This is a genomic window from Brevundimonas kwangchunensis (genome assembly GCF_039523815.1).
In the GTDB taxonomy this organism is placed as follows: Bacteria; Pseudomonadota; Alphaproteobacteria; order Caulobacterales; family Caulobacteraceae; genus Brevundimonas; species Brevundimonas kwangchunensis.
Map to the genome: position 1 here is coordinate 810,766 of NZ_BAAAGA010000001.1, position 24,799 is coordinate 835,564.

The following is a 24,799-nucleotide window of genomic DNA, read 5'->3' on the forward strand; positions in this document are numbered from 1 at the left end:
AACCTGAGTTTCGTTCGAGGATTTAGCGGCCATGACGGCCAATGCCAAACCTGCCGCAGGGGCAACCAGCCCCGATGACGCGCTCGATCCGGCCCGCGCCCTGGTCCCTGTGGTGCAGCAGGTCAACGAGACGCGCGTGCGCCGCGGCTTCTGGCCGAAGATCCGGCGCACGGCCTCGCACATCCCCTTCGCGGACCAGCTGTTGTCGGTCTGGTTCGCCGCGCGCGACCCCCAGACCCCGGCGGCGGCCAAGGGCCTCATGTTCGCGGCCCTAGCCTATTTCGTCCTGCCGACCGACGCGATCCCCGACGTCTTCGCCGGCATCGGCTTCACCGACGATGCGGCGGTGATCGCCGGCCTGCTGGCGACGCTGGGAGCCAACATCAAGCGGCGGCACAAGGACGCGGCGAAAGCCGCGCTGGAGCGGCTGCGCGACGCGGACTAGTCCTCGATCGTCACCACGACCTTGCCCATCACGGAGCGGTCGCCCAGCGCCTGGATGGCCTCGTGGGCGCGTTCCAGCGGGAAGGTGCGGCTGATGCGCGGCTTGATCTTCCCCTCGCTCCAGAATTTGAACAGGTCGGCCATGTTGGCGGCGTGGATCGACGGATCACGGGCCACGGCGGCGCCCCAGAAGACGCCGATCACCGACACCGACTTCAGCAGGGTCAGGTTCAGCGGCAAGGACGGGATGCCCGCCGGGAAGCCGACGACCAGATAACGGCCGTTCCAGTCCATGGCGCGCAGGGCCGGCTCGCAATAGTCGCCGCCCACGCCGTCATAGACCACGTCCGGGCCGTCGCGTCCCGAGGCCAGCTTCAGTTCGCCGGACAGCTCCTTCTGCGCCGCCTTGTCCATAGGACCGGTCGGATAGATCAGGCCGTTGTCGGCGCCGGCCTCCAGTGCGAACTGGACCTTGTCGTTGGTCGAGGCGGCGGCGATCACATGCGCGCCCATGGCCTTTCCCAGCTCGACCGCGGCCACGCCGACGCCGCCGGCGGCGCCCAGCACCAGCAGGCTCTCGCCCGCCTTCAGCTGCGCCCGGTCCTTCAGGGCGTAGTAGGAGGTGCCATAGGTCATGATCAGGGCCGCGGCGGTCTGGAAGTCCATGCCGTCGGGGATCTTGATGACCGAGGCGGCCGGCACGGCCAGTCGCTCGACCATGCCGCCCCAGCCGGGGACGGCGATGACCCGGTCGCCCTTGAAGATGCCCTTCACGCCCTCGCCGACGGCCTCGACGATGCCCGCCACCTCGCCGCCGGGCGAGAAGGGGCGCTGGGGTTTGAACTGGTATTTGTCCTCGATGATCAGGGTGTCGGGGAAGTTCACGCCGATGGCCTTCACCTCGATCACCACCTCGCCCTTCTGCGGGCGGGGGTCGAGGACCTCCTCCACGACCAGGGTTTCGGGACCGCCGGGAGCCTTGGAGAGAACTGCGCGCATGTAGATCACCTTCCGGGGAGAGAAGCGCTCGCCCCCGTGGCGCTCGCGTCGTGCAAACGCTAAGCAGCGCCACGCCCGTTGAAAAGAGGCGATCAGGAGACACCCGCATGACCGCCCTCATCCTGCACGGCGGCGCCGGCGCCCGGCGCGAGCGCAACTACGACGCCGAGGTCGTGCATATGCGCGAGGTCGTCGAGGCGATGAAGGTGCGGCTGGACGCGGGCGCCTCGGCGCTGGACGTCGCGGTCGAGGCGGTGGTGATGCTGGAGGACTCGGGCCTCTATGTCGCCGGCCGCGGCGCTTCTCCGAACCTCGCCGGCGCCTATGAGCTGGACGCCAGCATCATGGACGGATCGACGAAGCGGGCCGGGGCGGTCGCCGCCCTGCAGGGCTTCCGCAATCCGGTCGTGGCCGCCCGCGCCGTCATGGACCGCACGCCCCACGTCATGCTGGCGGGCGAGGGCGCGGCCCTGTTCGCGCTGGATCAGGGACTGGAGCCGATCGCCGACGAGGAGGCCTGGTTCACCCGCGCCGGCAAGGGCGAGGACAATCATCCGCCGGGCACGCTGAGCCACGGCACTGTCGGCTGCTGCGTGCTGGACGCCCAAGGCCGTCTGGCCGCCGCGACCTCGACCGCCGGCGTCTTCGGCAAGATGCCCGGCCGGGTGGGCGACACCCCGATCCCGGCGGCCGGGACCTGGGCCGACGGAAACGTCGCTGTCTCGGGCACAGGGCAGGGCGAGTATTTCATCCGCGTGGCCGCCTGCGCCCAGACCGGCTGGCGCGTCGCCGCCGGCCAGTCTCTGGCCGAGGCCTCGCGCGCCGTCATCGACGAGATCGGCGCCCTGGGCGGTGACGGCGGCCTGATCGCGCTGGACCGCCACGGCAACATCGCCGCGCCCTACAACAGCCAAGGCATGAAGCGCGCTTGGCTGAACCCCGCCGGCGAAATCGGCGTCGAGGTGTTCGAGCGCTGAGCTGGACCGTGACCCCGGCGTCACGAACTGTGTTGCGGATGTGAAATTACCGCGAATTCATTCGTGAACGAACGGTGTTGGGTGGAGGCTTCCGCAAAAGAAACGGAAGTCTCTCCAATGAAATCCCTGATGCCCGTGGCGGCCGTGGTCGCCGCTCTCGCCCTTTCCGCCTGCTCGCCCGTGATCGAGGGCGGTCCGCCTATGGCCCTGCCCATCGGCCTGCAGGAGACCGCGCAGGTCGGGATGATCACCATGTCCAGCGCCTGGCTCAATGCCGAAGACGATTTCGCTGACACTTTCAATGACGAGGTGCATGAGGAACTGCGCCGCTGCATGTGGGGCACGGCGCTCATCAATGTCCGGATTCATCTCGACGACCTGCAGCGGGCGGGACGGCTGGAAACCCTGTTGAACGGCGATGGCAAACATCATCTGTCCGGCACGGTCGAATTCGTCGATCCGGCGCGCAACAACCGCGTGTTGGGCCGCTTCCCGATCCGTGTCTCGACGAGCGCGCAGGGCCGCGTCGGCGGGCTCTTGGGCGACCGCCAGATGATGGTGTCCGAAGCCTTCGGCCGTGCGGTCTGCGAGGAAGCCTTCGGTCGCAATCCGCGTGATCCCGGACCGCACAACGCGACGCGGGGCTGAACGGGAAAGGGCCGGCGGATTGCTCCGCCGGCCCTTTTGTCCTTGTGCCCTAACGCTCGCGACGCGGTCGCTCGCTGCATGAGGGCGGTTGGCCGTGGATTATTCCGCGGCCACGGCTTCCGGCGACGGCTGTTCGCCGCCGGCGAGGTTGCGCAGGACGTACGGCATGACGCCGCCGGCACGCAGGTATTCCAGCTCGGTCTGGTTATCGATGCGGCAGCGGACCGGGAAGCGGGCCATCTTGCCGTCCGACGGACGGAAGAGCTCGACCCACAGGTCCTGACGGGGCTTCAGCTTGCCGACGTTGGCGTCGGTCAGGCCGCGGATCGTGACGATCTCCTCGCCGGTCAGGCCCAGCTTCTGCCAGCCGTCCATCTTGAACTGCAGCGGCACGACGCCCATGCCGATCAGGTTCGACCGGTGGATACGCTCGAAGCTCTCGGCAATGACGGCGCGGACGCCCAGCAGGTTGGTGCCCTTGGCGGCCCAGTCACGCGACGAGCCGGTTCCGTATTCCTTGCCGGCGAAGACGACCAGCGGACGGCCTTCGGACTGGTAGCGCATGGCGGCGTCGTAGATCGACATGACGTCGCCCGACGGGAAGTGCTTGGTGACGCCGCCCTCGATGTCCGGGGTGATCTTGTTGCGGATCCGGATGTTGGCGAAGGTGCCGCGCATCATGACTTCGTGGTGGCCGCGGCGGGCGCCGTAGCTGTTGAAGTCCAGGGCGTCGACGCCGTGACTGGTCAGCCAGTGGCCGGCCGGCGAGGTCTTCTTGATCGAACCGGCCGGGGAGATGTGGTCTGTGGTGATCGAGTCGCCGAAGATGGCCAGCACGCGGCCCTCGACGATGTCCTGAACCGGCTTCGGCTCCATCGACAGGCCCTCGAAATAGGGCGGGTTGGCGACGTAGGTCGAGCTGTCGTCCCAGGTGTAGGTCTGGCCGCCCGAGACCTTGATCGCCTGCCAGTGCTTGTCGCCCTTGAAGACGTCCTTGTAGCGCTTGGCGAACATGCCCGGGGTCACCGACTTGCGCTGGATGTCGGCGACTTCCTGCGTGGTCGGCCAGATGTCGGCCAGGAACACGTCCTTGCCCTTCTTGTCCTGACCGATCGGGTCCTTCGTGATGTCGATGCGCATCGAGCCGGCCAGGGCGTAGGCGACGACCAGCGGCGGCGAGGCCAGGTAGTTGGCCTGCACGTCCGGGTTCACGCGGCCCTCGAAGTTGCGGTTGCCCGACAGGACCGAGGTGGCGACGATGCCGTTCTCGTTGATGGCCTTCGAGATCGCCGGATCCAGCGGGCCCGAGTTGCCGATGCAGGTGGTGCAGCCGTAGCCGACCAGGTTGAAGCCGAGGGCGTCCAGATCCTTCTGCAGGCCGGCGTCGGTCAGGTAGTCGGTGACGACCTGCGAGCCCGGAGCCAGCGAGGTCTTGACCCAGGGCTTGGGCTTCAGGCCCAGCGCCAGCGCCTTGCGCGCCACCAGACCGGCGGCGATGAGCACCGACGGGTTCGACGTATTGGTGCACGAGGTGATGGCGGCGATGACGACGTCGCCGTCTCCGACCGAGAACTTCTGACCCTCGACGTCGACGCGCGGGGCGTCGGCGGCGCGGGCGAAGGTCGAGGTCAGGTGACCCTCGAACTCCGGTGCGGCGGTGGTCAGCTCGACGCGGTCCTGCGGACGCTTCGGACCGGCCAGCGAGGGCACGACGGTGGCGAGGTCGAGTTCCAGCGTGTCGGTGAAGACCGGCTCTTCTGAGTCGGCGTCGATCCAGAGGCCCTGGGCCTTCGCATAGGCCTCGACCAGGGCGACGCGCGCCTTGTCACGACCGGTGGCGGTCAGGAAGTCGATGGTGGCTTGGCTGACCGGGAAGAAGCCGCAGGTGGCGCCGTATTCCGGAGCCATGTTGGCGATGGTCGCCTGGTCTTCCAGCGTCAGGCCCGACAGGGCGTCGCCGAAGAACTCGACGAATTTGCCGACCACGCCCTTCTTGCGGAGCATCTGGGTGACGGTCAGCACCAGGTCGGTGGCGGTGGCGCCTTCCGGCAGCTTGCCGGTCAGCTTGAAGCCGATGACTTCCGGGATCAGCATCGGGATCGGTTGACCCAGCATGGCCGCCTCGGCCTCGATGCCGCCGACGCCCCAGCCCAGAACGGCCAGGCCGTTGATCATGGTGGTGTGCGAGTCGGTGCCGACGACCGTGTCCGGATAGGCGACGGTCTTCTTGCCCTCTTCCAGCGTCCAGACGGTCTGGGCCAGGTTCTCGAGGTTCACCTGGTGGCAGATGCCGGTGCCGGGGGGCACGACGCGGAAGTTGTTGAAGGCCGACGAGCCCCAGCGCAGGAAGTTGTAGCGCTCGATGTTGCGCTCGTACTCACGCTCGACGTTCTGGCCGAAGGCCTTGGCGGTGCCGAAGTGGTCGACCATGACCGAGTGGTCGATGACCAGGTCCACCGGGACCAGCGGATTGATCTTGGTGGCGTCGGCGCCGAGGGCGGCCATGGCGTCACGCATCGCGGCCAGGTCCACGACGGCCGGAACGCCGGTGAAGTCCTGCATCAGCACGCGGGCCGGGCGGAAGGCGATCTCGTGCTCGACCGAGCCCTTGTTCTCGATCCAGGCGGCGACGGCCTTCAGGTCGGCCTCGGTGACGGAGACGCCGTCCTCGTTGCGCAGGAGGTTCTCCAGCAGCACCTTCATCGAGCGCGGCAGGCGGGAAATCCCGGCCAGACCGGCTTCCTCGGCGGCCGGAAGGCTGTAATAGGCGTACTTCTTGCGCCCGACGGAAAGGTCCTGGCGGGTCTTGAGGCTGTCAATCGACGGCATGGAGAGGTTTCCTCTGGTCAAAGCCGCCCGACAATCCGGTTGCACGTTCGCGCGATCGACGGCGGGGCTCACAGGGTCCCGACGCGCGCGGCGGACGCCTGCTGCGGCGACCGCGCATATAGCGAGGGTCGGCTTTCACGTCCATGAATCCATGACGCCATTGTGGGCATTGAGAGCGGTTCGCAACTGGGGGTGTGGCCGATGCTGAGCGTCGCCGGCCTGACCCTGTCGCGCGGCGAGCGTCGACTGTTCCGCGGCCTGTCGTTCGAGGTCGCCGCCGGGGAGGCTGTGGCCCTGACCGGAGCCAATGGCGCGGGCAAGACCAGCCTGCTGCGCGCGGTGGCCGGATTTATTCGCCCCGACGCCGGAACGGTGGGATTCAACGGGCTGGAGCCGGGCGAGGCACGGGCCACCGGCCTGCACTGGCTGGGCCATCTGGACGGGTTGAAGCCGGCGCGCCGGGCACGCGAGGAACTGACCTTTCAGGCGAAGTGGTTCGGCGCGGACGCCGACGGGATCGCCGCGGCCATCGACGTGCTGGCGCTGGAGCCGCTGCTGGATCTGGAAGTGCGCAAGCTGTCGGCCGGCCAGCGTCGCCGACTGGCCTTCGCCCGCCTGATCGCCGCGCCGCGCCCCCTGTGGCTGCTGGACGAACCGTTCAGCCCGCTGGATGCCCGCTGGCGCGAGGTGATGGGGCTGATCCTGCAGGCGCATCTGGACAAGGGCGGCGCCGTGCTGGCCGCAGTGCACGACCCGCTGCCAGTCCCGGCGCGGGCGCTGGATATCGGCGGAGGCGGCCGATGAGGGCGCTGACCATCCTGTGGCAGCGCGAGCTGGCGTTGGCCTGGGCCGGCGGCGGCGGGCCGCTGCTGGCCTGCGGTTTCTTTCTATGCCTGACGGTCCTGCTGCCGCTGGCGGCGGGCGGCGATCCGGCGGGGCTCAAGCCGATCGCCGGCGGCGTCGCCTGGCTGGCGCTGGCGGTGTCGTCGATCCTGTCGCTGGAGCGTTTGTTCGAACGCGATCTCGAGGACGGGGCGCTGGACCTGTTGACGCTGGGGCCCGCGCCGCTGGAGCTGGTGGTCCTCGCCAAGGCCAAGGCCCAGTGGTTGGCCGTCGGCGGGCCGCTGGCCCTGACTGCGCCGGTCGCGGCCATCACGCTGGGGCTGCCGCCGGAGCTGGCGCCGCTCGCCGCCCTCTCGGCCCTGATCGGCGGACTGGGCTTCGCCCTGACCGGAGCGCTGGGCGCGGCTCTGGCGCTGGGCTCGAAGCGCGGCGGCCTGCTGATCGCGGTGGTGGTCCTGCCGCTGTTCATCCCGCCGGTGATCTTCGGCGCCGGCACGCTGGAGCGGGCGGCCAACGGCCTGTCGCCGGCCCCGGCCCTGGCCTTCCTGTGCGCCTGGGTCCTGTTCGCCGGCGTCATCACGCCCTTCGCGGGCGCAGCGGCGATCCGCAACGCCCAGAGCTAGGACTTTCCGGGGCTAGGCCTTCTTCACGAACTCCGTGCGCAGGACGAGGCCGCGCACCTTCTCGACATTGGCCTCGATCTCGTCCGGGTCGCCGGTCAGGCGGATGTTCTTCACCGGCGTGCCGCGCTTCAGGGTCACGCCGCCCGAGCCCTTGACCTTGAGGTCCTTGATCAGGGTCACGCTGTCGCCATCGGCAAGAACGTTGCCGTTGGAATCCTTCGTCACTTCGTCGGTCATGGTCGGTCCCCGTCTGAGCGCGACCGTCTAACACATCGAATCCTGACGGCCTCAAGTAGCGCGACGCGCGATAGGCCACTAAGAGAGCGAATTCCATGTTCGGCCTCGCCAATCCCGACCGTTTCGCCCGCTTCACACGGCCCCTCGTGCCGGTGTTGTGGGCGGCTGCCGCCCTGCTGCTGATCGCCGGGGCCTGGTTCAGCTTCACCGCGCCCGAGGACTACCAGCAGGGCGACACCGTGCGGATCATGTTCGTGCATGTCCCCGCGGCCTCGGTCGGGCTGATGGTTTATGGCGCGCTGGGCGTCTCCAGCTTCTTCGCCCTGGTGTTCCGCCATCCGCTGGCGGATGCGGCGGCGCGGGCGGCGGCCCTGCCCGGCGCCGCCTACACCCTGCTGGCGCTGGTGACCGGCAGCCTGTGGGGCAAGCCGATGTGGGGCGCATGGTGGGTCTGGGGCGATGCGCGGCTGATGTCGGTGCTGGTGCTGTTCCTGTTCTACCTCGGCTACATGGCCCTGCGCGCCTCGATCGACGATGAGGCCAAGGCCGCGCGCGCCGCCGCCGTGCTGGGTCTGGTCGGGCTGATCAACCTGCCGATCGTCAAGTTCTCGGTCGATTGGTGGAACACCCTGCACCAGCCCGCGTCGCTGGTGCGGGCCGACGGACCGTCGATGCCGACGATCTTCCTGACGCCCCTGCTGACGATGATGGCGGCCTATGCCGTCCTGTTCCTGGCCCTGTGGCTGACCGCGATCCGGACCGAGATCGTGCGTCGCCGGGTCGTCGCGATCCGCGCCCGCCGCGCGCTGGAGGCCTGAGCATGCCCGACTTCGACATGGGCCAGTACGGCGCCTACGTCTGGCCGGCCTGGGGCATCAGTGCCGTGGTGCTGGCGGCTCTCACCGTCCGCTGCGCGATGGCCGCCCGTCGCTGGAAGGCCGAGCTGAAGCGGCTGGAGACGAACGAGGAATGAGCCGCTGGTTTGCCCTCATCCCGCTGGTGGTGCTGGTCGCATTGGCGGCCCTGTTCATCGGCTGGTCGCTACAGCGTGATCCGTCGGTCAAGCCGGACGCCCTCGTCGGACAGGCTGTGCCCGAGACCGTCCTGCCGATGCTGACCGGCGACGTCGCCGGGCCGGGCCATGTGGATCTGAAGACCGCCGGCGTCGGCAAGCCGATGCTGATCAATGTCTTCGCCAGCTGGTGTGCGCCATGCCGCATCGAGCATCCGAAACTGATGGCGCTGCGGGAGCAGGGCGTCGCCGTGGTCGGGGTGGCGTGGAAGGACGATCCGGTCGCCACCCGCGCCTTCCTGGACGAGCTGGGCGATCCCTATTCGATGGTGCTGGTGGATCGAGAGGGCCGTGCCGGTCTGGACCTCGGCATCACCGGCGCGCCGGAGACCTTCGCCGTGGACGCCATGGGCCGGATCGTCGGCAAGGTGTCCGGGCCGCTGCTGGACGACGCGGAGATCGACCGGCTGGTCGACGCCATGCAGGCGCCGCCCCGTCCGTTGCCGACCGCGACGGCCCGCTAACGCGCGTTAACCCATTTCCGACGGTTTTCATTAACCCTGTCGGCATGAGCGCGATTCGACCGCCCGTTCAGTCTCCGCTGTTCCCGACGCAGCAACCGCCTTCGCCGGCGCGCGCCGCGCGTTCGGACTTCTTCCGCGCGGCTCTGGATGGCGTCCGGACTCCGGCCGCCACGACCCTGCCGGTCGAGGTGAAGGCCGAGACCAAGGTGGCCAGCGCCTCCCCGCTGCCCTTCGAACCGTCCGGCGATCGCACGGTGCGTCCGGGCAGCCTTCTCGACATCCGCATCTGATCTCACGCGAAAATGAGCGGCGCGTGTTCGCTCGCCGCGCTTAAGGTGCGCGCCATGAAAGCTCGGGGGTGGATTTCCGTATCGGCGGCGGCCGTGGCTGCGATGCTGGCGACCGGTTCGGCGGCGCAGCCCGAAACCGTGCGCGTGCGTCACCGCGCGACACCGCCGGCCGAGCCCATCGTGGTCGAGCTGTTCACCGCCCAAGGCTGCTCCGGCTGTCCCGAGGCCAATGCCCGTATCGAGGCGATCGCCGACGAGCCCGGCGTGATCGCCCTGACCTATGCCGTCGACTACTGGGACTACCTCGGCTGGACCGACACCTTCGCCAAGCCGGAGTTCGCTCAGCGCCAGCGTGCCTATCGCCAGCCGCTGAGGGTGCGGGCGGTGTCGACGCCGCAGGTGATCATCGACGGCCGTCGTCAGGTCGAGACCGGCGAGACCCTGCAGGCGGCCATCGAGGCGGAATCCGCCAACCGCGTCTTCCCGCCGGAGATCGAGTTCCGCGAGACCGGCGACCGCGTCGGCGTCGGCTCGGGTCGAGCCCCGACGGGCGGGGCCGAGGTGGTGGCGGTCACCTTCACGCCGGGCCCCCAGACAGTCGAGATCGGCGCCGGGGACAATCGCGGCCAGCGCGTGCGCCACACAAATGTGGTGCGCTCGATCCGGGTTCTGGGGCCGTGGACGGGCCGACCTGTGCTCTATGCCCTGCCGCAGGCCGGCGAAGGTCAGGCCGTGGCCGTTCTGGTGCAGGCGCGGGCGGATCGGCGCATCCTGAACGGGGCCGTCCGGTCGGCTGACTGATCGGCCGTCATATTCCGTCAGTATCCCTGTTCTCCGAGCACGGGACAGTGCATGCTGGCCCCTGACGTCGGGGCGTCTGCGGGTGGGTACGGACGATGGGCAATCGAAACTGGGTCCTTGCCGGGCTGGTGCTGGCGACGATCGCCGCGGCCGGCGCCGGTGCGACGGCCTTCGCGCATGACGAGGCGCCGACACCCGTAACCTCGCCCGAAGCCCATGCCGTGGCCCAGGCCGTGACCGCCGCCGAACTGGCCCGCTGGGGACGCGAGCGAGGAGACGCCGGAGCCCTGATCATGGCCGCCCGGCTGCTGGCCGAGGTGCCGGTAAGGCAGGGCGAGGGCGATGCGCCCATTCTGACGCCGGGCCGGTTGCTGGACGAGGCCGCGGCCCTGTCGCCGGGCAACGAGACCCTGCTGGCCGCCATCGACCGCCTGCGCGAGCCGCTGATGCGCGGCGTGCGATCCTCCAGCTTCGGCGCGGGGCCGGTCTTCACGGTCAAGCAGCTGCGCGCCCGCGAGACCTGGTCGTTCGAGGTCGACGCCCGCGAGGGCGAGGTGCTGCGCGTGGCGGCCATCGGCGACGGCGACACCAATATCGATCTGGCGATCCGCAACACCCGGGGCGCCGTGATCTGCCGCGACGGCTTCGGCGACCACTACCCAGTCTGCACCGTCTCGCCGCGTCCGGGCGGCAAGATGCAGGTCAATGTGCAGAACCGGGGCGACGTCTGGACCAGCATCCAGGTGCTGAGCAACTGATGAAACGGCTGACGGCGGCAGTTCTGGCGGCGGGCCTGCTGGGGCTGGCCGGCGCCGCGCCCGCCAGCCCGGATACGCCCGAGGCCCTGCGCGCCGAGGCGTTCGAGGCGGCCCAGTGGGCCATCGCTTCGGAGGCCGCCGACGCCTTGGCCCGCGTCTCCGCCCGCTTCGCCCAGTGCGACGACGAACTGGGCCTGCTGGCCGAGGAGCGTGAGCGACTGATCGTCGAGCGCGACCGGCTGGAGCGGGAGCTGGAGCAGCACTACGCCTCGGGCGACGATGCCGATCTGCAGGCCCGCACCCGCGCCCGCATGGCTTGGGAGGCCGCGGACGGACGGCTGAAGGCGGTCGACGGCGAGATCGAGACCCGCTTCCCCGCCTGGGCCGAACTGACCAGCCCGCGCGCCCTGTCGGTTCGGGAAACGCAGGGGCTGTTGAAGGACGATGAGGGCCTTCTGCTGGTCATGGTCAATCCCGAGGCGACCTATGTCTGGGGCGTGACCCGCGACCGCATCGCCTGGGCGCGGGCGGAGGATCTGGGCGCGGCGGCCATAACCGAAGCGGTCAACACGCTCAGACGCTCCCTGACCGCGACGGCGGCGCGGGGGCCGGAGGTCGATCCGTTGCTGTTCGCCGGAAACAACGGGGCGACGTTCGACCGTGGCGTGTCGCACTGGCTGTATTCCGAGATCGTGAAGCCGGTGGAGCCGGTCTTCGACGGCAAATCGACCCTGATCACCGTAGTCACCGGCGCCCTGACGACCCTGCCCTTGGCGGTGCTGTCGACCAATGCGCCGAGCGGGCGCGACGATGCTGTGGGCGCGCTGGACGACACCCAATGGCTGATGGACCGATACGCGCTGGCGACCCTGCCGGCGGTGTCCAGCCTAAAGGCCCTGCGCTGCCATCTGGTGGCGACAGCCGCCGATCGCAGTCCGGGCTGCCCGCCGGCGGTGTCGACCGGTCGGCCGGTGCGGGTCGCCGAGCGCCTGCCGCTGGTGGCTTTCGGAGCGCCGGTGCTGACGGGCGCGCCGGATGACGGCGGGCGGGGCTCGCCCTCGGCGGATCAGGTCATGGGCACGGGTCGGCTGGCCGACGTCGCCAAGCTGAAGGCGCTGCCCTATCTGCGCGGCTCGCGTCTGGAGCTGGAGACGTTGAAGAGCCGGTATCCCGACTCCGTCGTGCGCATCGGGGCCGAGGCGACGGAGCGCTCGGTCCGGGCGCTGGACGCGCCGGCGCTGGAGCGGGCGCGCTTCGTGGTCTTCTCGACCCACGGCCTGATGGCCGGATCGGCGGCGTCCGAGCCGGGGCTGGTGCTGACCCCGCCGGACGAGGCGACCGAGGCCGACGACGGCTATCTGAGCGCCTCCGAGGCGGCGCAGCTGAAGCTCAATGCCGAGTTCGTGGTCCTGTCGGCCTGCAACACGGCGGCCTCGGATGGCCGGCCGGGCGGGGAGGGGCTGTCGGGTCTGGCCCGCGCCTTCTTCTACGCCGGGGCGCGGTCGATGATGGTGTCGCACTGGGAGGTGTCGGACGCGGCGACGACGAAGCTGATCACCGAGACCTTCGCCAGCCTCGACGCGCGTCAGGCGACCGATCCGGGTGTCCGCGCGCGGGCGCTTCAGGCCGGCATGCGCGCCGTCCGCGCCGAACGCCGCTGGGCCCACCCGGCCTATTGGGCCGCGTTCACTCTCGTCGGTGAACCGGGCTAGGCGCCGGCTCTCTTCGCGAAGCTCAAGGCGCCTTCAGACAACAGCGGGACCTGCGCGGCCATGGTGCGGGCGTGGGCGCTGGCGGCGGTGCCGTCGCGGACGCGGCCGGCGATGCCCTGACAGATGGCCGCCAGCCGGAACAGGTTGTAGGCGAACAGCCAGTCGAGGTTTTCCGGCGCCGCGCGACCGGTCTGGCGGGCGTAGCGCTCGACCGTCTCGGCCACCGACGGAATGCCCAGCGCCTCGATGTCCGCCCCGGCCAGACCGTTGCGCTGGCTGGCGGGGATGACCCAGGCGATCAGCAGATAGGAGAAGTCGGCCATCGGATCGCCGAGCGTCGACAGCTCCCAGTCCAGCACTGCGCGGACCTGCGCCCGATCCGGTGCGAGGATCATGTTGTCGAGGCGGAAGTCGCCGTGGACGATGCCGACCGGTCCCTCGGGCGGCAGGGTGGCGGGCAGGAACTCGATCAGCCGGTCCATGGCCGCGATCGGATCGATCTCGGAGGCGCGGTACTGCTTGGTCCAGCGCCCGACCTGCCGCTCGAAATAGTTGCCCGGCTTGCCGTAGTCGCCCAGCCCGATGGCCGCGGGATCGAAGCGGTGCAGGGCGGCCAGGGCGTCGACCTGGGCGTCGTAGATGGCCCGGCGCTCGCCCGGCTCCATGCCCGGCAGCTTCAGGTCCCACAGGACGCGGCCGTCGACCTTGTCCATGACGTAGAACATCGAACCGATGACGTCCTCGTCGGTGCACAGGGCATAGGGCTTCGCGACCGGATAGCCCTGCGCGTGCAGGGCCGAGATGACGGTGAACTCGCGATCCACCGCGTGGGCGCTGGGCAGCAGGGTCCCGGGCGGCTTGCGGCGCAGGACATAGGCGCGCGTCGGCGTGGTCAGTTCATAGGTCGGGTTCGACTGGCCGCCCTTGAACTGGCGGATCGCCAGTGGAGGGGTGAAGCCCTCGACATTGTCGGCCATCCACGCCGCCAGCTTCGCCTCGTTCAGGGCGTAGCGGGGGTCCACCTCGCGGGTGCCGGAAAATGCGTCCTGAGCGTCATCGATCTGGGTCATTGTGCGGCGATGATGGCGGCCTTCACCGCGCCGCGCCAGCCCTTCAGAAGCCGCTCGCGCTCGTCGGTGGACATGCGCGGCTCCCACCGCGCCGGGGCCTCGACAGGATGGTCCTCGAGGTCGTCGATCAGGCCGACGCCCAGCGCCGCCAGCTTGGCCGCGCCCAGCGCCGTCATCTCCTGAAACGCCGGGCGCTCGACGGTGACCTCGCAGATGTCGGCGACGAACTGCATGGCGAAGGCGTTGGCGGTTACGCCGCCGTCGACCTTCAGCACCTTCAGCTTCGGCGCCCCGTCCTTGGCCAGCGCGTCCAGCAGATCGCGGGTCTGGAAGGCGAGGCTCTCCAGCGCGGCGCGGACCATGTGGGCGGGGCCGCTGTCGCGGGTCAGGCCGACGATGGTGCCGCGCGCGTCCGGCTCCCACCAGGGCGCGCCCAGACCGGTGAAGCCCGGCACCAGATAGACGCCGCCATTGTCCTTCAACCCCTGCGCCATCGCCTCGGACTGCCGGCTTTCGCTGATCACCTTCAGCCCGTCGCGTAGCCACTGGATGGCCGAGCCGGCGGAAAAGATGGAGCCCTCCAGCGCATAGGCCGTCACGCCATTCGCCGAATAGCCGAGGGTGCCCAGCAGGCGGGTGGTGGAGGGCACCGGCTCGGCCCCGACATTGGCGACGAGAAAGGCGCCGGTGCCATAGGTGATCTTGGCATCCCCGGCCTTCAGCGCTCCATGGCCGACCAGAGCGGCCTGCTGGTCGCCCGCCGCGCCGTGGATCGGCAGGGCTTTGCCCAGCAGCGAGGCCTCCGCGTCGCCCAGATGGTCGGCGCAGCCCCGGATCTGCGGCAGGGCCTGAACCGGCACGCCGAACAACTCGGCCAGATCCGGCCGCCAGTTCATCGTGCGCAGGTCCATCAGGGAGGTGCGGCTGGCATTGGTGGCGTCTGTGACGTGGCTGGCGCCGCCGGTCAGCTTCCAGATCAGCCAGCTCTCGATGGTGCCCAGCTTCACCTCGCCCTTCTCCGCCCGCTCATGCGAGCCGGGCACGGCGTCCAGCAGCCAGCGATACTTCGACGCCGAGAAATAGGGGTCGAGGATCAGGCCGGTCGCGGCCTGCACGTCCGGCTCGTGGCCGGCGGCGGCCAGCTTGCCGGTGGCCTCGGCGGTACGGCGGTCCTGCCAGACGATGGCGCGGTGCAGGGGCTCGCCCGTCGCCGCGTCCCAGATCACCGAGGTCTCGCGCTGGTTGGTGATGCCGACGGCGGCGAAGCGGCTGATCCCGCCGGCCTTCTTCACCACCTCGCGGCAGGTCTGCAGGGTGGCGGTCCAGATCTCGGCGGCGTCGTGCTCGACCCAGCCGGAATGCGGGAAATGCTGCTCCAGCTCGATCTGGCTGACGGCGACGGGCTGCAGCCCGCCCTCGGGCGCAGGCTCGAAGGCGATGGCGCGGGTGGAGGTGGTGCCCTGGTCGATGGCGAGGATCAGTCGGGTCATGGGGGCAGGTTAGACATTCCTCCCCCATCGGGGGAGGGGGACCATGCGAAGCATGGTGGAGGGGCGTCAAAGCGAGCGCGGATCGGGCGCCCCTCCACCCACCACCGGCTTCGCCGGCGGTCCCCCTCCCCTGAACGGGGAGGATCAGCTAGACAGCGCTCATGCACACAGCCTCCTTCGAAGGCGTCCGCGACGCCGCCCGTCAGATCGCCGGCCACGCCGTGCGCACGCCCCTGATCGAAAGCCCGGCGCTCAACGAGCATCTGGGCGGCAGGGTGCTGTTGAAGGCGGAGAACCTGCAGCGGGCGGGGGCCTTCAAGTTCCGGGGCGCGTACAACCGGATCAGCCGTCTGACGGCGGATGAGCTGAAGCGCGGCGTCGTCGCCTACTCCTCCGGCAACCACGCCCAGGCAGTGGCCTGCGCCGCACGGATGATGGGAACCAGCGCCGTCATCGTCATGCCGGCTGACAGTCCGAAGGTGAAGGTCGAGGGCGTGATCGGCTTCGGCGGCGAGGTCCGTCTGTACGACCGGTACACTGAAAGCCGCGAGGCCATTGGCGAGGAGATCGCGCAGACGCGCGGCTCGGTCCTGGTGCGGCCGTTCGATGATCCGTTCGTGATCGAGGGGCAGGGCACGGTCGGTATCGAGATCGTCGAACAGGCGCAGGAAGCGGGCGCGCAGATCGACCAGCTCCTGTGCGGCGCCTCGGGCGGCGGGCTGATCGCGGGCATCAATCTGTCGATGGCGGCGCTGGTCCCGGACGCCCCGGTGATCGGGATCGAGCCTGAGGTCTACAACGACACCTTCCTGTCGCTTCAGGCCGGGGAGCGGGTGAAGCATGCGCCGGTCGCCAGGCCCTCGATCTGCGACGCCCTGATGACCGAGATTCCGGGCGAGCTCACCTTCCCGATCAATCGCCGGCTGGCGCGGGTGGAGACGGTATCGGACGCCGAGGCGGCGGAGGCCGTTCGCTACGCCTTCCGCACGCTGAAGCTGGTGATCGAGCCGGGCGGGGCGGTGTCGCTGGCCGCCCTGCTGGCCGGCAAGGTCGAGACGAAGGGCAAAACGACGGCGGTGGTCCTGTCGGGCGGAAACATCGATCCGGGCCTGTTCTCCGAGATCATCGAGGGGCGTTTCGCGGGTTGAGGTTGCCCTTGCGGCGCCTTGCGCAATCCCCACTGGCGGCTAGCGTGGCGGCCAGACAGAGGAGAACGCCATGCCCAAGCCGAGCGAACTGGAAGGCCTGATCGGAACCGAGGTCGGGGTCTCGAAATGGATCGAGATCGATCAGGCGCGCGTCGACGCCTTCGCCGATATCACCGAGGATCACCAGTTCATCCATGTGAACCCGGAGCTGGCGAAACAGACGCCTTTCGGCGGCACCATTGCGCACGGCTTCCTGACGCTGAGCCTCGCCTCGGCCATGTCCTATGACGCGGTGAAGCCGCTGGATGGGGTAGTGATGGGCGTCAACTACGGCTTCGACAAGCTGCGCTTCCTCGCCCCCGTGCCGGTCGGCTCGAAGGTGCGCGGCCGGTTCAAGCTGCTGTCGGCCGAAGACAAGGGCGGTGGCCGCTGGCTGATCAAGCACGAACTGACCGTCGAGATCGACGGCGGGGACAAGCCGGCCCTGATCGCCGAGTGGCTGGGCATGCAGATGGTCGCGCCCTGAAGGATGGACGAACGCCCGAAGTTCTGACGATAGTCGGACGAGGCTGAACGCAGATCGGAACACCGATTGCACCACGACCACGGGATCGTCTTCATTGTCCTGTCCTACGCCGTCGCGGCTCTGGCGGCGTGGACGGCGCTCGACCTGTTCCAGCGCATTCAGGATCGCGACGGGCGGGACCGGTTGCCATGGCTGGCCGTGGCCTCGCTGGCCATGGGCGGCGGCGTCTGGTCGATGCATTTCATCGCCATGCTGGGCTTCGATCCCGGCGCGCCGGTCCGCTATGCGCCCGGCCTGACGATCCTGAGTTTCCTGCTGGCGGTCGCGGGCACGGCCAGCGCCTTCTCCGCCGCCTCGCGCGCACAGTTGGGGCCGGTCCGCCTGCCGCTGGCGGCGACCGCCATGGGGCTGGCCATCGCCCTGATGCACTACGTCGGCATGGCGGCCATGCGCACGGCGGCGGCGGTCGACTGGAAGCCGGGTCTCGTGGCTCTGTCGGTGGCGATCTCTATCGCCGCCTCGGGCGCGGCGCTGTGGGCCGCCGGGCGACGCACCTCGGTGATCTGGAGGACCGGTGCGGCGGCGACGCTGGGCGTGGCGGTGGTGGGCATGCACTACACCGGCATGGCCGCCCTGGTGCTGGAGCCGACCTCGGCTGCGGCGCCCGTCGACGGCATGGCCCCGCCGCTGGCCATCGCCATCGGCATCGCCGCGGTCACAATGCTGATCCTGCTGCTGGCGCTCGGCGCGTCGATCGCCGACCAGCGCTCGCGCCTGCTGGATGTGATCGAGGCCGGAGGCGTCGGCTACTGGGAGGTTAGCCTGAAGGACCACACGATCCGTCTGTCCGAGCGCGCCCGCGCCCTGTTCGACCTGCCGCAGGGTCAGGCGACCTATCCGTTCGACAATCCACCATGGCTCAGATCGGAAAACGTAGGTGAGCGGTCGGCCTCGCTGAAACGGGCTTTGGCCGGCGAGGCCCCCTACGATGTGGAGTTCCGGATCGGCGACGGGGATCGCTGGGTGCAGGCGCACGGCAGTCTGGTCCGCTCGCGCTCCGGCCGGCCGTTGAAGCTGGCGGGGGTGATCCGGGATGTGACCGACCGCCGTCGCGCCTTCGCCGATCTGGAGGCCAGCGAGCGGCGGCAGAAGCTGCTGATCAACGAGCTGAACCACCGGGTGAAGAACACCCTCGCGACCATCCAGTCGATCGCCGCCCTGACGGCCCGCAAGGCGGCCTCGACAGAGGACTTCGCCCGCCAGTTCCAGGCCCGCCTGATCGCCCTGTCGGAGACCCACAACCTGCTGACCGCGCGCGGCTGGGAGCAGGCGACGCTGGACGAGTTACTGGCCAAGGAAATGCGGCCCTGGTCGGCCGAACAGTTCCGGCTGGAGGGCGCCGAGGTCATGCTGGATGCGCCTCAGGCCCTGGCCATGGGGATGGTGATCCACGAACTGGCCACCAACGCCGCCAAGCATGGCGCGTTGAGCATCGACGGCGGGGCGGTCGAGGTGCGCTGGTCAGGCCCCGACGAGGCGGGACTTTATGCGCTGGACTGGACCGAGCAGGGCGGCCCGACGGTCAGCCCTCCGACCCGCAGCGGCTTCGGCTCGCGCCTGATCTCGACCAGCGTGAAAGGCGACCTGCATGGCGAGGCGACGCTGGACTATGCGCCCGAGGGGCTGAAGGTCCGGATGCTGTTCCGGACCGCCCCGCCGCGCGGCTAGGGCGTCAGGCCTCGCCGAGGCAGCGCAGGGCCACTTCGAGATTGCGCAGGCCGTCCTCGCCGGTCACCGCCGGGGTCTCGCCGGTACGGATGGCGTGGGCGAAGGCTTCCAGTTCCTTCTTCAGCGGCTCGTTCGGCCAGCTCATCACGCCGCGCGTGGAGTAGCTGCCGTCCGGCTGCTGCCCGAAATACTCGGTGACCTGACGGGTCATCAGATCGGCGACCACGAACTTGTTCGTCGTCGCGACCTGCAGGGTTCGGGTCTTGTAAGGCGTGACCCAGTTGGTGGTGATGTGGGCGATCGCGCCGTTCTCCAGCCGGAACTGGAGCAGGGCGGTGTCCTCGCGCTCGGCCTTGGTGCGGGCCAGCTGCGGCTGGACCTCTACGATCTCCGAGCCGGTCAGGTGACGGATGATGTCGATGTCGTGCACGGCCAGATCGATGACCACTCCGACCTCGCCCATGCGGGGCGGGAAGGGGCCGACGCGGGTGATCTGGATCGAGATGACGTCCTCACCCTCGATGGCGCGTTTGACCGCCTCGACCGCCGGATTGAAGCGCTCGACCTGGCCGACCATCAGGATGCGTTTGTTGGCCTTCGCGGCGTCGATGATGCGCTGGGCGTCCTCGACCGTGGCGGCGATGGGCTTCTCGACCAGCACATGGACGCCCGCTTCCAGCAGGGCGACCGACAGGTCCGCGTGGGTGCGGTTCGGCGTGGCGACGACGGCGGCGTCCAGACCGGCGGCGACGAAATCGGCGGCCGTGGTGACGGCCTTCGCGTCATACAGACCCGCCACCCCGTCGGCGACGGCAGCGTCCGGATCGAACACGGCCGAGACGACGACGTCGCGGATGTCCGACAGCACCCGGGCGTGGTTGCGGCCCATGACGCCGGCGCCGGCGACGCCGAATTTGAGCGGAGCGATCTGTGCGGTCATCGGATCAGCCCTTGAACGAAGCGACGGCGGCGATGATGCGGTCCTGGGTGGCCTCGTCCAGATCCGAATGCATCGGCAGGCTGATCACGCGGCTCATCAGGCGTTCGGTCACCGGCAGGCCCTGCGGGCCGCGCGGATACATGTCGTAGGCCGGCTGCAGGTGCAGCGGGATCGGATAGTAGACCGCCGTCGGCACGCCCTGTTCCTTCAGGTGGGCGGCGAGGGCGTCACGGTTCTCGTGCTCGATCGTGTACTGGGCCCAGTTGGAGACGTTGCCCTCAGGAACCTCGGGCACGGCGGCGACGTGGGGGCGCAGACCCTCATTGTAGCGGGCGGCGATGCGGTTGCGCCATTCGATCTCCTGACCGAAGACCTTCAGCTTCTCGATCAGGACGGCAGCCTGGATGGTGTCCAGACGGCTGTTCAGGCCGATGCGCATGTTCAGGTATTTGGTCTCGTGCTCGAAGGTCTTGCCCTCGAGGTCGGAGGCGACGGCCTTGCCGTGCACGCGGACGGAGTCGATCAGCTCGGCCAGCTTGTCGTCATTGGTCAAAACCGCGCCGCCGTCGCCGTAGCAGCCCAGCGGCTTGGCCGGAAAGAAGCTGGTCGTGGTGATGTCGGCCCATTTCAGCGGGTGTTCGCCATTGATGGTGCAGCCGAAACCCTGGGCCGAATCCGAGATCAGCTTGAGGCCATGCTTGTCGCAGATCTCCTTGATGGCTGGATAGTCGGCGGGTTGGCCGAACAGGTCGACGGCGATGACCACGCGCGGTTTCAGCCGGCCTTCCTTGATCGTCGCCTCGATCGCGGCCTCAAGGTGGGCGGGGTCCATGTTGTACGTCTTCTCGTCGACGTCGACGAAGACCGGCTCGGCGTCGAACCACGGCACGACCTCGGCGGTGGCGGCGAAGGTGAAGCTGGGCACGAAGACGGCGTCGCCGCGGCCGATGCCCCAGGCCATCAGCGGCAGGGCCAGGGCGTCGGTGCCGTTGGCGCAGCCGAGCGCGTGCTTCGCCTGACCGAAGGCGGCCAGATCGGCCTCGAACTGCCGGACCTGCGGGCCCATGACCCAGGCGCCGCCGACCACGGCCTCCTGCACGGCGGCCTCGATCTTGCCGCCCAGACGCAGGCGCTGGGCCTGAAGGTCGATGAAGGCGATGGTCATGCGGTGATCTCCGGTCGTGGCGCGCGCGGCGGGGAGGCGCGGATCAAACGCGCCTGACAGGTGGGGCGCTCCCTAACAAATGCTCCGCCCCGGGCCAAATGTCAGCGGGTCACTTCGGGTGAGGGATTGCAACGAAGCGGCATGGCGCCTATCCCCGTCGCCATGTCGAACGGCGTCCCCGCCGTGTTCCTCGACCGCGACGGCGTTCTGATCGAGGACACGGGATATCCGCATCTCGAGAGCCAGCTGCGCATGATGCCCGGCGCGGGCGAAGCCGTGCGCCGCCTGAACCGGCTCGGCTATCTGTGCGTGATCGTGACCAACCAGTCGGGCGTGGCGCGCGGCCTGTTTACCGAACAGCAGATGCACGCCTTCAATCAGGTGATCGTGCGCCGCCTTGCGCTGGCGGGCGGGCGGATCGGGGCGGTCTATGCCTGCCCCTACCACTCCGAGGGCCGCGTCGAGGCCTATCTGCATCCCGACCATCCGGACCGTAAGCCCAATCCGGGCATGCTGCTGAGGGCCGCGGCCGACCACAACATCGACATGGCCAGGAGCTTCATGATCGGCGACCAGCCGTCGGACATGGAGGCCGCCCGCCGCGCCGGCGTGTCCGGCTTCCGCTTCGAGGGCGGGAACCTGGACGACTTCGTCCGCGACCTTCTGGGGCACTGAGCTCCTCCCTCGAACCGCCATCGTCATCTACCGACGGTGTATTTCCTCTACCGATGAAATATCGTCGGGCGAGCCGACGGAGTTTTTCATGAGCCAGACCTTCACCGAACGCCGCTGGACCAGCGCAGACGGGCTCAGCCTGTATGCGCGCGATTACGCGGGCGCGGCGGGGCTGGCGAAGCTGCCGGTCATCGCCATCCACGGTCTGACCCGCAACTCGGCGGACTTCGATAGCATCGCGCCGCTGATCGCCCAGACCGGCCGTCGGGTGCTGGCCGTCGACGTGCGCGGGCGCGGCAAGTCGGACCGGGCTCCGGATCCGATGACCTACCAGCCCGCGACCTATGCGCAGGACGTGCTGGCCCTGCTGCAGCAGGCGGGGATCGAGAAGGCCGTCTTCATGGGCACCTCCATGGGCGGGCTGATCACCATGGCCCTGGCCGCGATCCGCTCGAAGGTCATCGCCGGCGCCATCATCAACGACGTCGGCCCAGAGGTGGCGAAGGAAGGGCTGGCCCGCATCGCCGCCTATTCCGGCCAGCCGGTGGACACCCCGACCTGGGCCGACGCCGCCGCCTATGCCAAGAAGATCAACGCCGTCGCCTTCCCTCACTACAAGGCGAAGGATTGGGACGCCTTCGCGCGCCGGATCTTCACCGAGGGGACCGAGGGCGCGCCGATCCTGAACTACGACCCCGACATCGCGGTGCCGATCAAGGCGGCGGGAGCCAAGGCCCTGGTGCCGAACCTGTGGCCGATGTTCGGGAAGCTGACGAAGGGCCGGCCGGTCCTGCTGGTGCGTGGAGCCACCTCCGACCTGCTCAGCGAGGAGATCGCGGCGAAGATGCGCAAGCGCGCCCCGCGGATGGATTTCGTCGAGGTCCCCGGTGTGGGACATGCGCCCATGCTGGATGAGCCGGAAGCCCGGGCAGCGATCTTCCCGTTCCTCGGCGAACTGCCCTGACCAAATATTGAGTGCGAGTCGTCCGGAAATCTCGCTGAAGCCCGCCACGCCCGATGTTGGATTTCCGGACTCGGTAGCTCGCAAGGCCATCTGCAGAGCATGGCATGCTCGTGCGTCAGATCCTGACGTACTATTGGGTCACGCGTCCGGGACCTGTGTCTCCAGCTCATTCAGCCAGACCGTCGCCGCTGAATCCGACGGCGCACGCCAGTCGCCACGGGGGCTCAGCGAGCCGCCGGTGACGACCTTGGGTCCGTTCGGCAGGGCCGAGCGCTTGAACTGGCTGGTGCGGAAGAATCGAACCAGGAATTTGCGCAGCCAGTCCTTGATGGTCTTCAGGTCGTACTCGACCTTTTCGTCGTCCGGCGTGTTCGCCGGCCAGTCGCCGCGCGCCGCATCCTTCCAGGCCTGATGGGCGAGGAAGGCGACCTTGGACGGCTCCAGTCCGAAGCGGGTGATGTAGAACAGGAAGAAGTCGTTCAGCGCATAGGGGCCGACGGTCGCCTCGGTCGACTGGATCTGTCCGTCCTTGGCCGGGACCAGCTCGGGCGAGATCTCCGTGTCGAGGATGGCGTGCAGGATGTCGGCGGTCTCGCCGCCGTGCTCCTTCGCCGCAACCCAGCGGATCAGGTGCCGGATCAGGGTCTTCGCCACGCCGCCGTTGACGTTGTAGTGGCTCATGTGGTCGCCGACGCCGTAGGTGGCCCAGCCCAGCGCCAGTTCCGACAGGTCGCCGGTGCCCAGCACGAAGGCGTTGTTCTGGTTGGCCAGCCGGAACAGATAGTCGGTGCGTAACCCCGCCTGCACATTCTCGAAGGTGATGTCGTGGACCGGCTCGCCCTTGGCATAGGGGTGGCCGATGCCTTCGAGCATGGTCATGGCGGTCGGCCGGATATCCAGCTCGGCGCCGGTGACGCCCAGCGCCTTCATCAGGGCCCAGGCGTTGGACTTGGTGCCGTCCGAGGTCGCGAAGCCGGGCATGGTGTAAGCGAGGATGCCGGTGCGCGGCAGGCCAAGCCGGTCGAAGGCGCGGCAGGCGACCAGCAGGGCCTGGGTCGAATCCAGTCCTCCCGAAACGCCGATGACGAGGCGCTCGCCGTTCGTCGCCTTCATCCGCTTCATCAGGCCCTGGACTTGGATGTTGAAGGCCTCGTAGCAGTCCTGATCCAGCCGGGCGGGATCGTCCGGCACGAAGGGGAAGCGGTCGAGCGGGCGGATCAGGTCTGTGGTCGGCCCGGCCGGCGCCTCCTCCGCCTCGATGATGATGCGGCCGAAGCGGTCGTCCTCGCTCGTGCGGCGATCCTCGTCGCGGGCGCAGTCGGCGAAGGTGCCGGTGCGCAGTCGCTCCAGACCGATCCGCTCGACGTCGATGTCGGCTAGGGTCAGGTGCGACTCCATCGAGAAGCGCGGGCCCTCGGCCAGCTTGGCGCCCAGTTCGTGGATCATCGCCTGACCGTCCCAGGCCAGATCGGTGGTGCTCTCGCCCCAGCCCGAGGCCGTGAAGACATAGCCGGCCATGGCGCGGGCCGACTGGCTGGCGCACAGCAGGGCGCGGTCGTCGGCCTTGCCGATCAGGACGTTGGACGCCGACAGGTTCAGCAGGATCCGCGCCCCGGCCAGGGCTGCGCGGGTCGACGGCGGCACGGGCGACCAGAAGTCCTCGCAGATCTCGACCGCGAAGGTGAAGCCGGGCCGGTCCTCGACCTCCATGACGACACGCGAACCGAACTTGCACCAGTGTCCGCCGATACGGACGGAACCGCGCGCCTCGCCGCCCGGGCTGAACCAGCGCTTCTCGTAGTACTCCCGATAGTTGGGCAGGAAGGTCTTGGGCACGACCGCGCGGGCCCGGCCGCCGGCCAGCACCACGGCGCAGTTGTACAGGGCGTCAGTCTGGCGGATCGGGGCGCCGACGACGGCGATGACGCCGGCCGCCTGCGCGGCCGCGGCGATCATGGAGATGGCCACCTCGACCCCTTCCAGCAGGGCGTCCTGCATCAACAGGTCGTCGATGGCGTAGCCGCTGACGGAAAGTTCGGGGAAGACGATCAGATCGGCGCCCTCGCGGCCAGCCTGCTCGATCAGGGCGATATGCTCCAGCGCATTGGCCGTCGGATCGGCGGGGTGCACGACCGGCGTTGCGGCCGCGACGCGGACGAAGCCCTGATTGCGGGGGGCGTGGAACGGTTCGGTTCGGGCCATCTGGTCTTCCGTTCGTCCCGCCGGAGGGCGGATGCTTATGCTCATATAGGGAATAACGAACCGGCTAAAGAATTCCGAAGTTCATCACGGCGAACACGGCGAGGCACAACGTACACGGCGAGACGTGCACTCAACCCGCAGTGACCGCCGTGGTTCGCAGTGCTCGCCGTGATGAACCAAGGGTCGCAGGCGAG

Annotated in this window: 25 protein-coding genes; 17 read left to right on the forward strand and 8 right to left on the reverse strand. The window is 69.1% G+C overall.

What is annotated here, in order from left to right:
* Nucleotides 1-31 precede the first annotated feature (31 nt).
* Entirely contained in the window at nt 32-445 is a 414-nt protein-coding gene (locus ABDZ95_RS03930; RefSeq protein ID WP_343790675.1) for a YkvA family protein, read from the forward strand.
* On the opposite strand, the gene ABDZ95_RS03935 is transcribed toward ABDZ95_RS03930, so the two are convergent.
* Complete coding sequence (locus ABDZ95_RS03935) at nt 442-1,443, reverse strand: NADPH:quinone oxidoreductase family protein (protein WP_343790678.1); 1,002 nt, start codon at nt 1,441-1,443, stop codon at nt 442-444. The two genes, ABDZ95_RS03930 and ABDZ95_RS03935, sit on opposite strands and share 4 nt — an antisense overlap.
* 107 nt (nt 1,444-1,550) lie before the next feature.
* On the opposite strand from ABDZ95_RS03935, the gene ABDZ95_RS03940 reads away from it, so the two are divergent.
* Together ABDZ95_RS03940 and ABDZ95_RS03945 are read left to right on the forward strand one after the other, a co-directional pair.
* A complete protein-coding gene (locus ABDZ95_RS03940) occupies nt 1,551-2,420 on the forward strand; it encodes an isoaspartyl peptidase/L-asparaginase family protein (protein WP_343790681.1) in 870 nt (289 codons plus the stop codon).
* A 201-nt stretch (nt 2,421-2,621) separates the two neighbouring features.
* Nucleotides 2,622-3,068, forward strand: coding sequence for a hypothetical protein (locus ABDZ95_RS03945; protein WP_343790684.1), 447 nt, complete (start codon nt 2,622-2,624; stop codon nt 3,066-3,068).
* A 99-nt stretch (nt 3,069-3,167) separates the two neighbouring features.
* Here ABDZ95_RS03945 and acnA read toward each other — a convergent pair whose 3' ends face one another.
* Nucleotides 3,168-5,897 carry an aconitate hydratase AcnA gene (gene acnA, locus ABDZ95_RS03950; protein ID WP_343790687.1) on the reverse strand — a complete coding sequence of 910 codons (2,730 nt, stop codon included), beginning with the start codon at nt 5,895-5,897 and terminating at the stop codon, nt 3,168-3,170.
* 201 nt (nt 5,898-6,098) lie between these two features.
* Here acnA and ccmA point away from each other — a divergent pair, with 201 nt between their 5' ends.
* A complete protein-coding gene (gene ccmA / locus ABDZ95_RS03955; RefSeq protein WP_343790690.1) occupies nt 6,099-6,701 on the forward strand; it encodes a heme ABC exporter ATP-binding protein CcmA in 603 nt (200 codons plus the stop codon).
* Nucleotides 6,698-7,363 (forward strand): heme exporter protein CcmB, encoded by a 666-nt coding sequence (ccmB, locus tag ABDZ95_RS03960; protein WP_343790693.1) that lies wholly within the window; start codon nt 6,698-6,700, stop codon nt 7,361-7,363. Before ccmA ends, ccmB begins: the two co-directional genes overlap by 4 nt.
* A gap of 12 nt (nt 7,364-7,375) precedes the next feature.
* On the opposite strand, the gene ABDZ95_RS03965 is transcribed toward ccmB, so the two are convergent.
* Nucleotides 7,376-7,600 carry an alkylphosphonate utilization protein gene (locus ABDZ95_RS03965; protein WP_343790696.1) on the reverse strand — a complete coding sequence of 75 codons (225 nt, stop codon included), beginning with the start codon at nt 7,598-7,600 and terminating at the stop codon, nt 7,376-7,378.
* A gap of 95 nt (nt 7,601-7,695) precedes the next feature.
* Here ABDZ95_RS03965 and ccmC point away from each other — a divergent pair, with 95 nt between their 5' ends.
* From ccmC to ABDZ95_RS04000, 7 genes are all read left to right on the forward strand, one after another.
* Nucleotides 7,696-8,418 (forward strand): heme ABC transporter permease CcmC, encoded by a 723-nt coding sequence (gene ccmC, locus ABDZ95_RS03970; protein WP_343790699.1) that lies wholly within the window; start codon nt 7,696-7,698, stop codon nt 8,416-8,418.
* A 2-nt stretch (nt 8,419-8,420) separates the two neighbouring features.
* A complete protein-coding gene (ccmD, locus tag ABDZ95_RS03975; RefSeq protein WP_343790702.1) occupies nt 8,421-8,573 on the forward strand; it encodes a heme exporter protein CcmD in 153 nt (50 codons plus the stop codon).
* Nucleotides 8,570-9,136, forward strand: a complete 567-nt coding sequence (locus ABDZ95_RS03980; protein ID WP_343790705.1) for a DsbE family thiol:disulfide interchange protein — start codon at nt 8,570-8,572, stop codon at nt 9,134-9,136. The genes ccmD and ABDZ95_RS03980 overlap by 4 nt, the downstream gene beginning before the upstream one ends.
* Nucleotides 9,137-9,180: 44 nt before the next feature.
* Nucleotides 9,181-9,426: a hypothetical protein gene (locus ABDZ95_RS03985; RefSeq protein ID WP_343790708.1), complete on the forward strand. Its 246-nt coding sequence runs from the start codon at nt 9,181-9,183 to the stop codon at nt 9,424-9,426.
* Nucleotides 9,427-9,480: 54 nt separating this feature from the next.
* Nucleotides 9,481-10,227 (forward strand): DUF1223 domain-containing protein, encoded by a 747-nt coding sequence (locus tag ABDZ95_RS03990; protein ID WP_343790710.1) that lies wholly within the window; start codon nt 9,481-9,483, stop codon nt 10,225-10,227.
* A 95-nt stretch (nt 10,228-10,322) separates the two neighbouring features.
* Nucleotides 10,323-10,985 carry a hypothetical protein gene (locus ABDZ95_RS03995; RefSeq protein WP_343790713.1) on the forward strand — a complete coding sequence of 221 codons (663 nt, stop codon included), beginning with the start codon at nt 10,323-10,325 and terminating at the stop codon, nt 10,983-10,985.
* Entirely contained in the window at nt 10,985-12,697 is a 1,713-nt protein-coding gene (locus ABDZ95_RS04000; protein ID WP_343790716.1) for a CHAT domain-containing protein, read from the forward strand. The genes ABDZ95_RS03995 and ABDZ95_RS04000 overlap by 1 nt, the downstream gene beginning before the upstream one ends.
* On the opposite strand, the gene ABDZ95_RS04005 is transcribed toward ABDZ95_RS04000, so the two are convergent.
* Both ABDZ95_RS04005 and glpK read right to left on the reverse strand, forming a co-directional pair.
* Complete coding sequence (locus tag ABDZ95_RS04005; protein WP_343790719.1) at nt 12,694-13,767, reverse strand: phosphotransferase family protein; 1,074 nt, start codon at nt 13,765-13,767, stop codon at nt 12,694-12,696. The two genes, ABDZ95_RS04000 and ABDZ95_RS04005, sit on opposite strands and share 4 nt — an antisense overlap.
* Complete coding sequence (glpK, locus tag ABDZ95_RS04010) at nt 13,764-15,257, reverse strand: glycerol kinase GlpK (protein ID WP_343790721.1); 1,494 nt, start codon at nt 15,255-15,257, stop codon at nt 13,764-13,766. Before glpK ends, ABDZ95_RS04005 begins: the two co-directional genes overlap by 4 nt.
* A 161-nt stretch (nt 15,258-15,418) precedes the next feature.
* Here glpK and ABDZ95_RS04015 point away from each other — a divergent pair, with 161 nt between their 5' ends.
* From ABDZ95_RS04015 to ABDZ95_RS04025, 3 genes are all read left to right on the forward strand, one after another.
* Nucleotides 15,419-16,405 (forward strand): threonine ammonia-lyase, encoded by a 987-nt coding sequence (locus ABDZ95_RS04015; RefSeq protein WP_343790724.1) that lies wholly within the window; start codon nt 15,419-15,421, stop codon nt 16,403-16,405.
* A 70-nt stretch (nt 16,406-16,475) separates the two neighbouring features.
* Nucleotides 16,476-16,931, forward strand: coding sequence for a MaoC family dehydratase (locus ABDZ95_RS04020; protein WP_343790727.1), 456 nt, complete (start codon nt 16,476-16,478; stop codon nt 16,929-16,931).
* A gap of 66 nt (nt 16,932-16,997) precedes the next feature.
* The gene (locus ABDZ95_RS04025; protein WP_343790731.1) at nt 16,998-18,659 is read left to right on the forward strand and encodes an MHYT domain-containing protein; all 1,662 of its coding nucleotides are present in this window, start codon (nt 16,998-17,000) and stop codon (nt 18,657-18,659) included.
* A gap of 4 nt (nt 18,660-18,663) precedes the next feature.
* Here ABDZ95_RS04025 and ABDZ95_RS04030 read toward each other — a convergent pair whose 3' ends face one another.
* Together ABDZ95_RS04030 and ABDZ95_RS04035 are read right to left on the reverse strand one after the other, a co-directional pair.
* Nucleotides 18,664-19,599 (reverse strand): Gfo/Idh/MocA family protein, encoded by a 936-nt coding sequence (locus ABDZ95_RS04030; protein WP_343790734.1) that lies wholly within the window; start codon nt 19,597-19,599, stop codon nt 18,664-18,666.
* A gap of 4 nt (nt 19,600-19,603) precedes the next feature.
* The gene (locus tag ABDZ95_RS04035; protein ID WP_343790737.1) at nt 19,604-20,764 is read right to left on the reverse strand and encodes a DegT/DnrJ/EryC1/StrS family aminotransferase; all 1,161 of its coding nucleotides are present in this window, start codon (nt 20,762-20,764) and stop codon (nt 19,604-19,606) included.
* Nucleotides 20,765-20,905: 141 nt separating this feature from the next.
* On the opposite strand from ABDZ95_RS04035, the gene ABDZ95_RS04040 reads away from it, so the two are divergent.
* Both ABDZ95_RS04040 and ABDZ95_RS04045 read left to right on the forward strand, forming a co-directional pair.
* The gene (locus tag ABDZ95_RS04040; protein ID WP_343790740.1) at nt 20,906-21,439 is read left to right on the forward strand and encodes a D-glycero-alpha-D-manno-heptose-1,7-bisphosphate 7-phosphatase; all 534 of its coding nucleotides are present in this window, start codon (nt 20,906-20,908) and stop codon (nt 21,437-21,439) included.
* An 88-nt stretch (nt 21,440-21,527) separates the two neighbouring features.
* Nucleotides 21,528-22,403, forward strand: a complete 876-nt coding sequence (locus ABDZ95_RS04045; RefSeq protein ID WP_343790743.1) for an alpha/beta fold hydrolase — start codon at nt 21,528-21,530, stop codon at nt 22,401-22,403.
* A gap of 138 nt (nt 22,404-22,541) precedes the next feature.
* Here the strand turns inward: ABDZ95_RS04045 and ABDZ95_RS04050 are convergent, their stop codons facing one another.
* A complete protein-coding gene (locus tag ABDZ95_RS04050) occupies nt 22,542-24,605 on the reverse strand; it encodes an NAD(+) synthase (RefSeq protein ID WP_343790746.1) in 2,064 nt (687 codons plus the stop codon).
* Between the last annotated feature and the right edge of the window lie 194 nt (nt 24,606-24,799).